Origin of the sequence: Pediococcus claussenii ATCC BAA-344, assembly GCF_000237995.1 — a bacterium.
Classification (GTDB): domain Bacteria; phylum Bacillota; class Bacilli; order Lactobacillales; family Lactobacillaceae; genus Pediococcus; species Pediococcus claussenii.
The window spans coordinates 1,309,074-1,325,704 of the sequence record NC_016605.1 but is presented as its reverse complement, the minus strand read 5'-3'; the positions used below and the strand labels follow the sequence as shown (position 1 = coordinate 1,325,704).

Below are 16,631 nucleotides of genomic sequence, written 5' to 3'. Positions count from 1 at the left end.
GGGCAATGTTGATTGCGAATCCTTTTTAATACTGATCAGTTATTCTGATAAGGAACGTGTTTGTAGACGCGTGTGGCTTGAACAGCGTTTCGCCATCCTTCATAAAGATTGTTACTCTCGGCATTTTCCATTACGGGATTAAAAATTGCGCCTGGACTGTAAATCTTTTGTACTTCGTTTAGATTTTCCCAATATCCAACTGCTAATCCTGCTAAAAAGGCAACACCAAGAGATTTTGTTTCCAAAGTATTTGCAATATTAACAGGGATATGTAGCAAGTCAGCTTGAAATTGCATCAGATAATCATTGCGTGAAATACCACCGTCAGCTCTAACTGATGTAATTCTAATATTAGAATCATTTTCCATAGTATTAATAACATCCTTAGCCTGATACGCAATTGATTGTAAGGTGGCTTTGATAAAATCATTTCTGTTGGTTTGCTCGGTGATTCCGAAGGCTGCACCCTTAGCATCTGGATCCCAGTATGGGGCTCCAAGACCAGTAAATGAAGGAACAATGTACAGACTATTTGTTTGACTTGATTGTAATGCTAGTTTAGAAGATTCTTGTGGATCATCAATCATTTCCAAACCATTTTTAAGCCAGTTAATTGCGGACCCAGCAACGAAGATGCTACCTTCAAGCGCGTAGTAAACTTTATGATTAATACCATAAGCAACAGTTGTTAGTAATTTATTATTAGATATTTTAGGTGATTCACCAATGTTCATCATGATAAAGGCACCAGTCCCATACGAGTTTTTAACGACCCCAGGTTTGAAAGCACTATTGCCAATGAAGGCTGCTTGTTGGTCACCCGCCATGCCAGCAATGGGAACAGAACTACCAAAAAAGACATCTGGATCAGTATAACCATATATTTCGGAGTTTGATTTGATATTTGGCATCATTGAGTTTGGAATATGCAATAGGGTCAAAATCTCTGTGTCCCATTGTAGGTCTAGCAGATTAAATAGCATAGTTCGACTAGCATTGGTGTAATCTGTGGTATGAGTTTTGCCCTTAGTTAGATTCCATAATACCCATGTATCAATGGTTCCAAATAAAAGATCACCATGATTGGCAGCTTCCTGAGCACCTGAAACATTATCCAGAATCCAACGAACCTTGGTCGCTGAAAAATAGGCGTCGATTCTTAAACCAGTTTTTTTCTGAAAAAAATCTGAATACCCATCCCTAATCCATTGATAGGCTATGTCTTTGGTTTGTCTTGACTGCCAAGCAATTGCACTATAAATTGGTATACCTGTTTTTTTGTTCCAAATTACAGTTGTCTCACGTTGATTGGTGATGCCAATACTGGCTATTTGATCGGGATGAATTTCAGAAACGATCAGAGCGTTTGCAATTGTGGAAGATACGGCGTCCCAAATTTCAATTGCATCTTGCTCATACCAACCATTGTGTTGGATGTGGGGAGTAATATCCTTTTTGAACGAGATAACTTGAAGTCCATCATGATTAAAGATTGTGGAGCGTACGGATGTGCTACCGGCAAAAATCGATAATATATATTTTTCGGACATGAGCAGACATTCCCTTATTTTTTATTTTTACTATATTATAATTACTTTATTGGTATGTTGAAACAAGTGCATGAATAATGAACAAAAATGTGTTAGTTAAATTTATTTGTTATTGAATTGAAAGGAAGTAATGGCATGACACAGCTAATCACAACTCAGCCAATCCTCAAAGGAAATATAGCACGTTCAATTAATCCGAACGGACTAAAAAAATATATTAGAAATCAAATTGAGTATGTTGAATCAAAAGGTGAGTACAATGGTCCTAAGAAGGTACTCGTTTTAGGTGCATCCTCCAGTTATGGATTAGCAGCACGAATTACTACAGCGTTTGGTGGTGGAGCCGACACAATTGGGGTTTCTTTTGAAAGAGGTCCTAAGAATGGAAATATGTTAGGCTCCGCTGGTTGGTACAATAATATTTATTTTCGACAATTTGCAGAACAACATGGCTTAATTGCCACAAACTTTATTGGAGATGCTTTCAGCGATCAAATGAAAGACGATGTAATTAACTACATTAAAACTTCATTTGGTGGCAAGATTGATTTGCTTGTATATAGTCTGGCTTCTCCTAAACGAATTGATCCTGCTAATCCAGAAAAGATTTATACATCGGTTATTAAACCAATCGATAAAGCGGTAACGGGCTATAATCTCAATCTCGAAAAAAACGAAATGGTTGAGCAAACAATTGAGCCAGCAAACCAGTCTGAAATTGATCAAACCATCAAAGTAATGGGAGGCGAAGACTGGGAAAGATGGATTGATTTTTTGAAAAAAGCTGACGTTCTTGTCGATGGTTTTAAAACGGTTATTTTCTCTTACATTGGGTCACCACTAACTTATTCTTTTTACCATGAAGGTACCTTAGGTGTGGCTAAGGATGACGATGATATTCATGCTAAAGCGATTCAAAGTAAACTTGAAAGTCTGAATGGAAAAGCTACTGTGATTGTAAATAAAGCTGTAACCACAAAGGCTTCTTTAGTAATTCCAATTTTTCCAGTTTATTGTATAGCTTTATATAAAGTAATGACAGCAAAGGGAACTCACGAGACGCCAATTATGCATCAAGACCGTACATTTCGAACAATGTTGTATGGTAAACAACCGAAATGGGATGAAAAAGGGCGCTTAAGGCCTGACAGTTGGGAGTTAGAATCTGATACGCAGGCTCAAACAAAAGACCTCTTACAAAAGATTACACCAGATAATTTTAAAACGGATTTAACAGCTTATCGGACTTTTAAAACAGAGTTTATGAATTTAAATGGATTTGAAGTTAACGATTCGATTAGTGATCAAGTTGATTTTGATGAATTAGTCCAACTTAAACCATAATAAAAAGAGAAATTGGCTTTATCAAGCTAGTTTCTCTTTTTATTTAGCGTGTTTGATGTTTTCTAAACAATCCAAACGCCATCCAGTAAATTAAAACACTAATTGCCACTACGACAACCCAAGCGCCTAGAGCAATCCATATCTGGTCATTTAATCCATTGCGGATTACGATGTAAGCACCAATGCCAAATGCAATTACTGCAAAAGGAAGGGCCCGGCGCAGCGCCTTTTGTAGTGCATTACGTTCAACCCAAGCAAGGTAAGGGAGCAATACTGATAACGCAACAAAAATAACTGGGATTACAATGTTTAAAATTAGTTCTTTGTCGTATAACATGGTGCCAGCTTTGGCGTCAGTTGGGAAGATGCCAAGAATTGAAAATACGATCGTGATTACAAAGCACCAGGCACCGACTAACCAAGCTAACTTGTCGTTCTTAATAAAGACGTATGCTGATGGAAAGTCCTTGCTTCGTTGCCGAATACGCATAAAGGCGAAGAAAACAAAACTGGTAACAAACGGAGAAACAATTCCGTTGATGTTTAAAAGCCAGTTAAACATGTCATTAATGCTTGGCAGCCAGTTACTGAGGAATAAAACAAGTGAAACAATTCCGGTTGTTAGCCAATATCCGTTGATTGGTAAGCCATCATCATTTAATTTACCAAGGGACTTTGGTAAATATTTGAGAGCAACGTCTGAAAGGAAAATTCGTGTACTTGCATCAAGAATGACGGCAAGTTGGGCGAACATATAGACTGCTTGAGATACTGCAAAGGTATACATAAATGTATTACCAATTCCAAATTCTCGACCTAAGGCTTGGAAAGCATAATAGGAACCATTCATTTTTAAATCATAAGGTAAGTTATGAGCATTAAAGAATACGGCTAGTGAGAATGAACCAAAGACTGTTAAGAAAATAGTCATGATAAGAAGCATCATCATTGCCTTTGGAAAGTCCTTTTTACCATTTTTCATTTCTTTAACGTATGGAGCAGCTAGCTCCGCACCGTTAATTGCAAAAATTAACAGTCCGAAGGTTGAAAGGAAGTGCCAAAGATTTGTGCCACCACTTAGATTGGGTATGAATGAGTGCAAATTAAACGGTTGGGTGGCAATATGACGTCCTTTAATTAAAGCAGCTACCGTCATTACAACGAATAAAATTGTCATAACAAACATCGCTATCCCACCAATGGTACTTAAGACCTCAAGTGAGCGATTTTTGAAAAAGTGTTGGAACCAAATGAATACAAGGAATACGATGGCAGTAAAAAGTGCAAAGACAATTGTCGGCATATAGTTTTGGAGATTACCATTTCCTTTTACAAGCCAACTGATTGAAACGACCACCGAATTAGCTACATCGACTACGTACGGCAGTCCAGCAATCCAATAGAAGAAAGCAACTACGTAACCAGCTAAATCACCATTAGTTGCACGAACCCACGAAGCAAGTCCGCCACCATCTTCGTTAAATGTGCCGCCGAGTTGTCCAACCATCATCTCGTAAGGCCAAACAAACAGAAGAATCATAATAATCCAGGTTGTAACAATTGCTAGACCTTGATTATGAAAGTTATAAATTAAATCATCAAAACCGATAACTGTAACGAAATCCATTAAGGCTACCACCGGCCAGCTAATGAACCTCTTTTTTGAATCCAAAGGTGAATTTGTCATATTATCTCTCCAAAGTTTAATTCAACTTGTCATCAGAATGGTTATTGTAAAAGTCCAATGATAAGTTTTTATCTTGCATTAAAACACGTGTAATACTCCCGTTTTGAGGCCCCCAGGTGATATCAAGTTGAGGATCAATTTTTCCAGCAATTGAACGAATTGTCGTACCATGGCTGACAATTAAAATTTTATCGCCGTCTTTAGCGGCTTCTAAGACATTGGCGAACCCCTTATTTAGACGATGCCAGAATTCTGCATCATTTTCCGCATCGTTAAAGGGATCTGCTGCTTTCATTGCATCCTTTGAGGCAGCAATGGGATGGTCCTCTAAAAAGTCATGGAAAGTCTTTTGACCAGAAATAGGCATTAGAGCTAAATACCATGTTTGGGCAGAATCGGCCCCCTCAAAGTATCCATAAAATTCTTCCCGGAATTCTTTGGCAATCGTTAATTTTGGGATGCTATTGTGATTTTCCTTCATTATTGAATGTGCAGTATTAATTGCACGAGTAGTATCAGAGGAATAGACAGCATCAAATTTAACATCTGACAACCGTTTTCCAGCGTTAGTAGCATCTTCGTAACCTTGATCGGTCAGGGGAGAATCGCTCCAACCTTGCATACGATTATATTTATTGAAAACGGTTTGCCCGTGACGAACAAAGTAGAGTTCAATTGATTTCATAAGTATTATCCTTTCTTAAAAACAGACTTTAATAATTCTACCATAAAATAATGTTTGATTAAGTTGGTTTTCACTACTATATGGTCCAAAAAAGGAGTAGAATATTAAGTCAATAAATTAGAGGAGTGGTTGTTGTGGATAATCCAATTTTTAAAAACGAAAAAGCACATTTAAACGGTGTGGTAGTCAAGATACAGACTGCTATTCAAAAGGCTGAAAAAGATGCCAAGACGGCTGAAAAAGATACGAATGCCATCCATAAGAATTTTAGCAATGATGTTCGAATTAATACTGCCAACTATTCGGAATTGCTGGAAACGGCTGCATCAGTTCGTCAGCAGCAACAACTACTTGCCGAGCGCGAAAATAGCTGGCAACATGCTACTAAACAATTGGATGTACTGACTAAACTTGAGAAGAAACCCTACTTTGCACGAATTGATATCCATGAAAATGGCGAAAAGAATGACGAAACAATTTACATTGGCATGAGTTCGTTTTCAGACAGTCCGGATCATTTCTTGGTATATGATTGGCGTGCGCCAATTTCAAGTGTTTATTATGACGGGAAAATGGGAAACGTTGAATATGCGACTCCTGATGGTACTCAACAGGTCGATCTAAAAAGTAAGCGACAGTTTGTGATTGAAGATAGCAAACTGATCAGCGTGTATGATACGGATGAGACAATTGGGGATCAGATGCTTTTGGATGCCCTGGGAAACCAGTCCGACATAAAAATGAAAAGTATTGTTTCCACAATTCAAAGGGAACAAAATAAGATTATTCGTAATACTTCGGCGGATTTACTATTTGTTCAAGGTGCGGCCGGATCGGGTAAGACCGCCGCAATTTTACAGCGCGTGGCCTTTCTACTTTACCGTTATCGTGGCAAATTGACAGCCGGACAGGTTTTAATGTTTTCACCAAACCAATTGTTTAATGACTATGTGGATCAAGTTTTGCCCGAACTAGGAGAACAAAATATGGTTCAGATGACCTATTTTCAATTTTCACGTCGGCGTCTTCCTAATTTAGATATTGAAAGCTTACAAGAACGCTTTGAACGAGAGGTAACTCCGGCTCAAAAAAATATTCAAGATTTCGAAGGTAGCCTGCAATTTTTCAATGCAGTTACAAGTTATGCAACGCACCTGAATCAGAATGGAATGCGTTTTAGAAATATTATGTATCAGGGTAAACCAATTTTTAAGAAGGAAAAGATTCGTGATATTTACTATTCATTTAGTAGCACCTATAATTTGGGGAATCGATTAGATGGTACTCGTGAGGCGTTGGTTAAAATGTTAAATCAACGTGTTGGTTCCGAGTTACGTTCTAACTGGGTTGAAGATGCTGTTCAGGAACTTAGCCAAGAGGAGGTTCGTACCATATTACAAAAAGCTGATCACGAGTTTAAGGATAACGATGAAGAGTTTAAATTCTTAGCTCGTCAGTTAGTAATGAAAGAATTAAAACCTGTTCGAGATGCTATCGTTAGAAACCGCTTCTTTAGTATCAATGCACAGTATGTTCAGATGCTACGAGCAATACCCAAGATTGTAAGCCTTGAAAATATTGGGATTACACAGGAAGAATGGGATTCACATGTTGAATCAGTCGTTAATGATATCCGGAATCATCATATCTCGCTTCTAGATACATCTGCATATTTGTACTTGTACGATCAAATGGTTGGTAAACGTGGAGATCGCTCAATGCGTTACGTCTTTATTGACGAAATCCAAGACTATAATGCTTTCCAACTTGCGTATATCCGGTATAACTTTCCAAGAGCTAAATTTACTTTACTAGGGGATTTGAACCAGTCAATTTTTACTGGTGAAACTACTCATAGTCTTTTAAATGAACTTTCAACGATGTTTAATCCTGAAAAAACCGAAGTGATCCAATTAACACAATCGTACCGCTCAACCCAGCAGATTACAGATTTCACTAAGGAATTGTTGACTGAAGGAGAGTCGATTGATTCGTTTAGCCGCAATGGTGAATTGCCAAAAGTTGTATTAAGCTCGACGCAACAACAGATGGTTCAATCGGTTGTGGACCAATTGCAACGCGATGAGCAGGATAACGAAACAACTGCCATTATTGGTAGGAGTACAGCAGAGTGTGAAGAAATTGCTGATTTATTAAAGGCAGCCGGTCAAAAGGTTACATTAATTAAGTCTGAAAACCAGCGTTTGGTTGAGGGAACCATTATCGTACCGTCGTTCTTGGCTAAGGGGCTTGAATTTGATTCTGTAGTAGTTTGGAATGCATCCGAGAAAGAATATGGCGAGAATGATCAGCAACTGCTTTATACGATTTGTTCGCGAGCAATGCATCGGTTATTGGTTGTTACCGACGGACAAATTAGTCCATTAATTGCTAAAGTACCCCAAAATTTATATGAATTTTTTCAAAATAAGTAAAAATATAGTTAATTTTTTATAATTTTTGATAAAGTAAGTAAGTTGGTACGTACCAAAAGTAATAAAATTGGTTAAGAAGTATTAAAAGTAATTGCAATTAATAAGGAGAAATAAAATGACACAAAGTAGCTATACTGGATCAGACGCAATTTTAGATAGTTTAATCAATCATGGTGTTCAATACGTTTTTGGAATTCCTGGCGCTAAAATAGACCTTTTATTTGAACAATTGGAGCATTCTAACCGTGCAATCAAACCTAAATTGGTTATTACAAGACATGAACAAAATGCATCATTCATGGCTGCCGCAGTTGGAAGAATTACTGGTAAGCCAGGGGTGGTTTTGACAACCTCAGGCCCTGGCGTGGGTAATTTAGCCACTGGATTGGTTACTGCAACCGCGGAAGGCGATCCTGTGCTTGCAATTGGTGGGCAGGTTCCACGAAATGACTTATTACGTTTAACTCATCAAAGTATGCGTAATGCGGCACTTTTTGAACCAATTACTAAGTTCAGTGTTGAAGTTCAGGAACCGGAAAACATCTCTGAAGTGTTAGCTAATGCATATCGCGCTGCAGAATCTTCTAAGCAAGGGGCTAGCTTTGTTAGTGTGCCACAAGATGTTGTGAACGCAGCTGTTCAAACGCGTCCAATCAAACCACTTAGTAAGCCGATTCTAGGTCCAGCAAGTCCAGCCGAAATTGAGAAGTTGGCTGAGGCAATTAAAAACGCTAAGCTACCCGTTCTTTTACTTGGTATGCGGGCATCTTCACCTGAGGTTACGGCTGCCGTGCGTGAATTAGTTCGAAAAGCTGATTTGCCAGTTGTCGAAACTTTCCAAGGTGCTGGAATTATTTCACATGACTTAGAAGATCATTTTTATGGACGAGTTGGTTTATTCCGCAATCAACCTGGGGATAAGTTACTAAAGCATAGTGACCTTGTTATCACGGTTGGTTATGATGCAATTGAATATGAACCACGGAACTGGAATGCTGAGGGTGAGGGAAGTATTATTGTTGTCGATGATTCACCTGCAGAGATTGACCATAACTTTGAACCAGAAAAGGAACTAGTTGGTGATATTGCACAAACCATTGACTTGCTAACTCCCCATTTAACAGGATATAAGCCAACCGCTGATGGTGAACAGTATCTTGAAGGATTACGTGAGATTCAAAATAAACAGGACTTGCCACCGGTTGCTAAAAAAGATGCTACGAGAATTCACCCCCTTTCAATCATTTCAGCACTCCAATACCGGGTTGATGATGATATGACTGTTTCGGTTGATGTTGGTAGTTTCTACATTTGGATAGCTCGCCACTTTAGAAGTTATCAACCACGCCACTTGCTATTCAGTAACGGTATGCAAACACTAGGAGTTGCTTTACCTTGGGCAATTTCAGCAGCATTGTTACGTCCGAATAGTAAATCTGTTTCAATTTCTGGTGACGGTGGATTCTTATTCTCGGCCCAAGAGCTTGAAACCGCAGTACGCGAAAAGCTTAATATTGTACACATCATTTGGAATGACGGTCATTACGATATGGTGAAGTTCCAAGAAGAAATGAAGTACGGTAAGTCAGCAGGCGTTAACTTCGGACCTGTAGACTTCGTCAAATTAGCTGAAAGTTATGGAGCTACTGGGTTGCGCGTGAATACACCTGATGACCTTGGGAAAATATTAGACGAAGCGTTCCAGACGAATGGACCCGTTGTTGTTGACATTCCTGTTGATTATTCAGACAATGTTAGTCTTGGACAATCACTTCTTCCTGATCAGCTATAGGAGGCAGAGTACATGGCAAAATTATTTCAACATGGTACCTTAGCAATGTTAGTTGATGGCTTGTTTGGTGGAACCATTGATTCAAATGAACTTTTAAAACATGGTGATTTTGGGATTGGAACAGCTGAAGGGTTGAACGGGGAGTTAATTGTACTTAATGGTGTAATTTATCAGGCTTTGGCAGATGGATCAGTTCAAAAAGTTAATGATGAGATGCTACCATTTGCTGACGTTAATTGGTCTAAATTTGAAAATCGAGTTCAAGTTGAAAATGCAAATATGCAGAATGTTGATCAGTTACTTTCAAAAGAGGCTATGTTTCATAATACGTTTGTGGCAATTAAATTAACTGGGACTTTTGATAAAGTACAAACCCGCGTTGTTGAAAAACAAGAACGCCCTTACCCAGGGTTAAGCGAAACTGCATCACAACAGAAGGTTTTTGATGCCCAAACCATATCAGGAACGGTAGTCGGGTATTACACACCAGAGCTTTTTAACGGAGCGGGCGTAGCTGGTATGCACTTACATTTCCTCGATGACAAACATCAATTTGGTGGACATTTATTAGGGTTTGAAGCGACCAAAGCAGTATTATCATGGCAGATTTTAGATGGACTTGATCTAGAATTACCAACTGGAGATTCTGAATTCATGGGACACCATCCCAGCAGTATGGAGGATGTGCACCAATCAATATCTGAATCGGAAAAGTAAGCGGTTTATGATAGAATTATACTATCTTAATTCAAAGCTGAGGATTTTATAATGGAACCACAGGGATATTTCAAATTTGAACGTGTAGAATGGCAAAAGTTGTCTAAGCGAGCCGAGTTACCATTGACTACACAACAATTAACTGACATTAAAGCATTAAACGATCGAATTTCGCTGGAAGACGTGCAAGATGTTTATGTTCCGTTAGTTCGTTTACTACAGAAAAAGTATTCCGATTTTGAAAAGTGGAATCGTGATAAGTTGGATTTTTTACAAATTCCAATGAGAAAAACACCGTTTATTATTGGTATTTCTGGGAGTGTGGCAGTTGGAAAAAGCACAACAGCACGTTTGCTGCAGGTTCTGCTAAGTAATTGGTTTGGTGATTTGAAGACTCAGTTGATTACAACGGATGGGTTCTTGTATCCGAATGCAGAACTTGAACAACGGGGTATCTTGAATCGTAAGGGATTTCCAGAAAGTTATAACATGAATGCCTTGATTGATTTTTTGGGAGCCGTTAAGAGTGGCAGAGGGAATATTGAAGTTCCTAAGTATTCACATCAAGTTTACGACATAGTTGAGGGTGAATATGATGTAATAGATCAGCCTGATATATTAATCGTTGAAGGAATCAATGTTTTGCAACTACCTGCAAATCAATCGATCTATGTTAGTGATTTCTTTGATTGGTCAATTTACGTTGATGCGGATCCAGAATTGATTGAAAAATGGTTCTTGGAACGGTTCGAAGTTTTGCTCGATACTGCATTTCATGATCCAACTGATTATTATTATCAGTATGCGCAAATGCCCCGTAAAGAAGCTTTTAAAATGGCTCGAGAAATATGGCGAGATATTGATTTAAAGAATTTAAAGGAATTTATTTTACCAACACGGTTTAGAGCAGATGTGATTTTGCATAAAACTGAACATCATGTTTTGGACGGAGTGATGGTTAGAAAATGATTCATCTAGTATTTTAGAAAATGGTTTTGGATACTTTATAGAGAGGCGGAGATTCCGTAATTCTGTGATATTCAAGACCATTTTTTGTTTTGTAATACAGTGAGAAAAAAGGCCTTGGTTGACATGAAATTTGTTTGGTGACAAAATTATTTTGTTGATCCGGGGGATTAAGATGAGAAAAACTATTGTTCTGTGCCTAGTTACTTTAATATTATCCGGTTGTTCAAGTACGGTTTCAAAAGAGTCTTCAGCTACTCATAGAGAAGCTGCAACTGGTAGGAAACAAAAAAATTTTAAATTATTCACGGGGAACAAAAAAGAAGTTGGCGAGATAAAAAAGAAGTTTAGCGAGAAAGGGTTCGATAATGTTCGAGTCATTCCGTTTGATTCGGGGGTATCAAATTGATTTAACAGATAGAACTACAGTTAATCATTTATTAAATTCGGTTAATACTAACGATAGTGACGGATATGTAAAAAATTACTTTGAACCACTGATTAAAAATATTAGTTCTTTTGTTAATAGAAAAATTTATTTACCTGCTGGTGGACCAAATAATACGTTAATACTAGTATGTTCAAAAGGAAAGGTGAGTTATTCTGTTTTTAATCTTTCTGCTAGGATGAACGATTCTTTAGATGTAGCTGGGGTAAATGCTACCGTGAAACAATTAGATACTCATAGTTATACGGTCATGATCAAAGATAAAAATATAAAAAAGAATTATTTACAGTCTCAATTAGAAATTTGTAAATCGATTGATCCACAAGCACAATTTAGTATTAATACGAGTAAATAAGAGATCCCATGTAGGGGTCTTTTTAATTTTGAACTTTTCGGTTTGGTTTTAGACTTTTTTTCCTGTATCATAGTATGTAGATTGAAAAACGAGGTGAAGGGCTTGGCAGGTTTAGATTTATCTAATTTCGATAAAATCATTGTTTTAGATTTTGGTAGTCAGTATAACCAATTGATTACTCGTCGAATTCGTGAATTCGGAATTTACTCCGAATTATTGTCGCACAAGATTTCTGCTGAAGAAATCAAGAAGATTAACCCTAAAGGTATTATCTTTTCGGGTGGTCCTAACAGTGTTTACGATAAAGATGCATTTAGAATTGATCCTAAGATCTATGAACTGGGTATTCCCATTTTAGGTATTTGTTATGGAATGCAACTAATGGCCTATAATTTGGGTGGCAAGGTTGAACCTGCTGATAACCGGGAATATGGTCGTGCTGATATTGATGTTACTGATCCAGATGCAGTAATGTTCAAGGGATTGCCATCGAATCAGTCCGTTTGGATGAGCCATGGCGATTTAGTCCGCGAAGTTCCAGAAGGATTTAAAACGGTCGCAACAAGCAAAAACTGTCCGATTGCATCAATGGCTGACGATAACCGTAAGTTTTATGGTATCCAATTCCATGCTGAAGTTCGTAATACGCAATATGGTAACGAAATCTTGAAGCATTTTGCATTTGATGTATGTGAAGCAGCCGCAAACTGGTCAATGGATGACTTCATCGACCTACAGATTGCCAAAATTCGCGAACAAGTTGGCGATAAGAAGGTTCTATTAGGACTCTCTGGTGGTGTTGATTCTAGTGTTGTTGGTGTTTTATTGCATAAGGCTATTGGTGATCAACTTGTTAGCATTTTCGTAGATCATGGTTTACTACGAAAAGGTGAAGCACAACAAGTTATGGATAGCTTGGAAGGTAAGTTTGGTTTGAACATCGTGAAAGTCGATGCGCAGGACCGTTTCCTTAACAAGTTAGCCGGAGTTTCAGATCCCGAACAAAAACGTAAAATCATCGGTAATGAATTTATTCAAGTGTTCAATGACGAGGCCCAAAAGCTTGAAGGAATCGATTTTCTTGCTCAAGGAACTCTTTATACTGATGTAATTGAAAGTGGTACAGATACAGCCCAAACGATTAAATCACATCATAATGTCGGTGGATTGCCAGAAGACATGCACTTTAGCTTGATTGAACCATTGCGTAGCCTGTTTAAGGATGAAGCACGTGCATTGGGTGAAAAGTTGGGTATGCCAGAAGAACTAGTTTGGCGTCAACCTTTCCCAGGTCCTGGGCTTGGAATTCGGGTAATAGGTGAAATTACCGAAGATAAATTAGAAATTGTTCGTGATAGTGATTTCATCTTGCGCGAAGAAATTAAAAAGGCCGGCTTAGACCGCGATATTTGGCAGTACTTCACAGTATTACCAGGTATTCGTAGTGTCGGTGTAATGGGCGATGGTCGGACTTACGACTACACAATCGGAGTCCGTGCGGTTACTTCAATTGATGGAATGACAGCAGATTTTGCACGTATTCCTTGGGATGTATTGCAAAAGATTTCAGTTCGCCTTGTAAATGAAGTAGATCACGTTAACCGCGTAGTGTATGATATCACTTCGAAGCCACCTGCAACCGTGGAGTGGGAATAAAAATATTCTAAGTTATAGTAATTTACAACTTGGTCGTAAGAGAAATCTAATTCAAATTTTGAATTGGGTTTCTTTTTTGTTTAATGACATAGCGACCGATAGATATCTGACCGATTTTCTATCTTAGCTGACCATTTATCGAAAAAAACTTCTAAAAAAGAATAGCGGGATCTATTATGAATTTAAAAGGGGAGATGGGGAATTTGGAAATTTTATGGGATATATCAAGTAAGTTTATAAAAACTTTTATTACTATTCATGCGACAAAAAGGGATTCTAATTTGGCTAGTAGCCTACAAATGCTAACTGATGAAATTAGTGTTGTTTTGCAAAAAAATAAACGAATTAAAAGAGTAACGCTAATTGAAGTTGAACGTTTCTTTACAGAAAATAAACGCGTACTTTGTGAAATAGATGGAGAGCAATTTGAAGTTCATAAACGAATTTATGAACTTGAGAAATTGTTGCCAAGTAAATTATTTATGCGCACATCCAGTGGCGAAATTATTCGAATTAATGTAATTAGAAATTTTGAACTAACAGGTAAAGGAGAACTGCGTATTAACTTAAAAAATGGCAAGCAAACCTATAGTTCGCGAAGATATGCTCAAAGAATTAGGAGGAATTTTCTAAAATGACACGAATACTATTAAAAATTTTAAACGGTGCTTTTATTGGTATTGCAATTGGTTATATAAATGCATTAATTTTTTCAGTTTTATTTCAAACAAAATATTTGTTCCCATCAGCACCACTATTTGTAAGTCAGTTTAGAACGACATTGAGTGCGACAGCTTTTTCAACGATATTATGGGCGTTAATTGGGTGTCTATTCACAGTAACAAGCTTTATTTTTCAAATAGAGCGATGGAGTATAACAAGACAAACTGTAGCCCATTTTGCTATTACGTTTGTAGGATTTACACCATTAGCCTTATTAAGTGGGTGGTTTCCAATAAGTGGCTTTTGGTTATTCTTTTATGTGATTGTGTTTATCCTGATTTATTTTTCGATATGGTCGCTTGAAATGTTAGAAGCTAAAAAGGTTGTTGCGCAAATTAATGATTTATTGAATATGCAAGAAAAATAAACTACTAAAAAATAGAAATCAATATTCTCGTGTTATGAAATTTATCAGTCACTTTGTGCTGAACTTCAACCCAAAAAGTATATGATAGGAGTAGCAATAATCAAAAGGAGAATAATTATGCCATTAATGAAAATTGATATGTTAAAGGGACGTTCAGAAGATGAGATCAAGAAGATTTTAGATATTTCGTATCAAGTTATGCTCGATGCATTTGGAGCACCGGTGGGAGATCGATATCAAGTGGTAAATCAGCATGAAGCGTATGAAATGCAAATTTTGGATACCGGATTAGGATTTGAAAGAACAGATCAAGTATTGGTGTTTAGCTTAACAACAAGACCTAGAACACGTGAACAGAAGAAAAAATTTTACGCTAATCTAGTTAGCAAACTGCATGAAAAAACTGGTATTCGTCCAGAAGATGTGATGATTAATTTAACAGTTAATAGTGATGAAGACTGGAGCTTTGGAATGGGAAAAGCACAGTTTTTGACAGGAGATCTCTAAAAATAATTTTTAATAGAGGATTATAAAGGGAGAAGAGTACATTTAATGTGTATTCCTCTCTTTTTTATATTATATATTTTCATTTGCTAATTCCAACAAGGCATAAGGCAATCAATAAAGTGTACGTATGACTAAAACCGTAGTAGTAATGATTCTAATGAACCGAAAGATTCAAAATGTTGATATGTTGAAAGCATTAGAATCAATTGACAAGCTGTTTATCAAACAAAGACGAGTCAATTTTGACACAATTTTTTTGTAAATTAACTATTTTTTAATTGGATTATAATGTAAAATGGTAAGTAACATTATAATTTTTAGTAGGGGTGTTAGGATGAGCAGGGTAGAAGCTAAGGATATTGATTGGGAAAACTTAGGATTTAACTACATGGATTTACCATATCGTTTTACAGCACATTGGAAAAATGGTGAATGGCAAGATGCGGGAATTGTTGAGGACAGTACGCTACATATTAGTGAAGCATCACCGGTTTTACACTATGGGCAAGCTGTGTTTGAAGGAATGAAAGCTTATCGAACACCTGACGATTCGGTGCAACTGTTTAGACCAGATCAAAATGCAAAGCGAATGCAAAGCTCATGTGAACGGCTATTAATGCCAGTATTTCCGGAAGAACAATTTGTAGATGCTGTTAAACAAGTTGTGAAGGCCAACATTGATTTTGTGCCTCCATATGGGAGTGGTGCAACTTTATATTTGCGACCTCTTATGATCGGAACCGGTGAAATGATTGGCGTGCATGCAGCTGACGAGTACATTTTCACCATTTTTGCAATGCCAGTTGGGAGTTACTTTAAGGGTGGATTGTCGCCAGTCAACTTTATAACTTCTGACTACGACCGAGCCGCTCATCGTGGAACGGGTCAGAGCAAGGTTGGAGGAAATTATGCGGCTAGTTTATTGCCTGGTGATCGAGCACGTAAACAGGGCTTTGCCGACTGTGTTTATCTAGATCCAATTGAACATCGAAAAATAGAAGAGGTTGGCGCAGCTAACTTCTTCGGAATTACCAAGGATGGAATATTCAGAACGCCGAAGTCACCATCAATTTTACCAAGCATTACCAAGTACTCTTTATTATGGCTGGCAGAGAATCGTCTTGGTCTAAAAGCTGAAGAAGCGGATGTTTATATTGATCGGTTGGACGATTATTCTGAGGCTGGAGCTTGTGGAACTGCAGCTGTTATTTCACCAATTGGAGGATTGCAGCATAATGGTAAGCTACATATTTTTTATAGCGAAACAAAGGTAGGGCCAATCACAGGTGAATTATTTAATACCCTAACTGGAATCCAATTTGGAACAGTTGAGGCGCCAGAGGGTTGGGTTGAACGGATTTTATAGTCTATAAAGTATTTTAAAATATCACAATATCTA

15 protein-coding genes are annotated in these 16,631 nt (G+C 37.6%); 12 read left to right on the top strand and 3 right to left on the bottom strand.

What is annotated here, in order from left to right; all coding sequences use genetic code 11:
• Positions 1 to 35 precede the first annotated feature (35 nt).
• Positions 36 to 1,550 (bottom strand): glycerol kinase GlpK, encoded by a 1,515-nt coding sequence (gene glpK, locus PECL_RS06550; protein ID WP_014215784.1) that lies wholly within the window; start codon positions 1,548 to 1,550, stop codon positions 36 to 38.
• A gap of 135 nt (positions 1,551 to 1,685) precedes the next feature.
• Between glpK and fabV the strand changes: the two genes are divergently transcribed.
• Positions 1,686 to 2,894 (top strand): enoyl-ACP reductase FabV, encoded by a 1,209-nt coding sequence (fabV, locus tag PECL_RS06545; RefSeq protein WP_014215783.1) that lies wholly within the window; start codon positions 1,686 to 1,688, stop codon positions 2,892 to 2,894.
• 43 nt (positions 2,895 to 2,937) lie between these two features.
• Here the strand turns inward: fabV and PECL_RS06540 are convergent, their stop codons facing one another.
• Positions 2,938 to 4,581: an APC family permease gene (locus PECL_RS06540; protein ID WP_014215782.1), complete on the bottom strand. Its 1,644-nt coding sequence runs from the start codon at positions 4,579 to 4,581 to the stop codon at positions 2,938 to 2,940.
• A 16-nt stretch (positions 4,582 to 4,597) separates the two neighbouring features.
• Entirely contained in the window at positions 4,598 to 5,266 is a 669-nt protein-coding gene (locus tag PECL_RS06535; RefSeq protein WP_014215781.1) for a histidine phosphatase family protein, read from the bottom strand.
• Between the two features lie 134 nt (positions 5,267 to 5,400).
• Between PECL_RS06535 and helD the strand changes: the two genes are divergently transcribed.
• From helD to PECL_RS06480, 11 genes are all read left to right on the top strand, one after another.
• A complete protein-coding gene (gene helD, locus PECL_RS06530) occupies positions 5,401 to 7,701 on the top strand; it encodes an RNA polymerase recycling motor HelD (RefSeq protein WP_041534639.1) in 2,301 nt (766 codons plus the stop codon).
• A 115-nt stretch (positions 7,702 to 7,816) separates the two neighbouring features.
• Positions 7,817 to 9,493, top strand: a complete 1,677-nt coding sequence (gene alsS, locus PECL_RS06525; RefSeq protein ID WP_014215779.1) for an acetolactate synthase AlsS — start codon at positions 7,817 to 7,819, stop codon at positions 9,491 to 9,493.
• A gap of 12 nt (positions 9,494 to 9,505) precedes the next feature.
• On the top strand, positions 9,506 to 10,210 hold the full coding sequence (gene budA / locus PECL_RS06520; RefSeq protein ID WP_014215778.1) for an acetolactate decarboxylase: 705 nt from the start codon (positions 9,506 to 9,508) through the stop codon (positions 10,208 to 10,210).
• Positions 10,211 to 10,258: 48 nt separating this feature from the next.
• Positions 10,259 to 11,179, top strand: coding sequence for a type I pantothenate kinase (gene coaA, locus PECL_RS06515; RefSeq protein WP_411431288.1), 921 nt, complete (start codon positions 10,259 to 10,261; stop codon positions 11,177 to 11,179).
• A gap of 172 nt (positions 11,180 to 11,351) precedes the next feature.
• Positions 11,352 to 11,585, top strand: coding sequence for a hypothetical protein (locus PECL_RS10155; RefSeq protein ID WP_041534638.1), 234 nt, complete (start codon positions 11,352 to 11,354; stop codon positions 11,583 to 11,585).
• Positions 11,545 to 11,979 carry a hypothetical protein gene (locus PECL_RS06505; RefSeq protein WP_014215776.1) on the top strand — a complete coding sequence of 145 codons (435 nt, stop codon included), beginning with the start codon at positions 11,545 to 11,547 and terminating at the stop codon, positions 11,977 to 11,979. Before PECL_RS10155 ends, PECL_RS06505 begins: the two co-directional genes overlap by 41 nt.
• A 102-nt stretch (positions 11,980 to 12,081) precedes the next feature.
• Positions 12,082 to 13,635 (top strand): glutamine-hydrolyzing GMP synthase, encoded by a 1,554-nt coding sequence (gene guaA, locus PECL_RS06500; RefSeq protein ID WP_014215775.1) that lies wholly within the window; start codon positions 12,082 to 12,084, stop codon positions 13,633 to 13,635.
• A 176-nt stretch (positions 13,636 to 13,811) separates the two neighbouring features.
• Positions 13,812 to 14,273: a LytTR family DNA-binding domain-containing protein gene (locus PECL_RS06495; protein WP_014215774.1), complete on the top strand. Its 462-nt coding sequence runs from the start codon at positions 13,812 to 13,814 to the stop codon at positions 14,271 to 14,273.
• On the top strand, positions 14,270 to 14,725 hold the full coding sequence (locus tag PECL_RS06490; RefSeq protein ID WP_014215773.1) for a DUF3021 domain-containing protein: 456 nt from the start codon (positions 14,270 to 14,272) through the stop codon (positions 14,723 to 14,725). Before PECL_RS06495 ends, PECL_RS06490 begins: the two co-directional genes overlap by 4 nt.
• A gap of 117 nt (positions 14,726 to 14,842) precedes the next feature.
• Positions 14,843 to 15,232, top strand: a complete 390-nt coding sequence (locus tag PECL_RS06485) for a tautomerase family protein (RefSeq protein ID WP_014215772.1) — start codon at positions 14,843 to 14,845, stop codon at positions 15,230 to 15,232.
• A gap of 334 nt (positions 15,233 to 15,566) precedes the next feature.
• Positions 15,567 to 16,598, top strand: a complete 1,032-nt coding sequence (locus tag PECL_RS06480; protein WP_014215770.1) for a branched-chain amino acid aminotransferase — start codon at positions 15,567 to 15,569, stop codon at positions 16,596 to 16,598.
• The last annotated feature ends 33 nt before the right edge of the window (positions 16,599 to 16,631 follow it).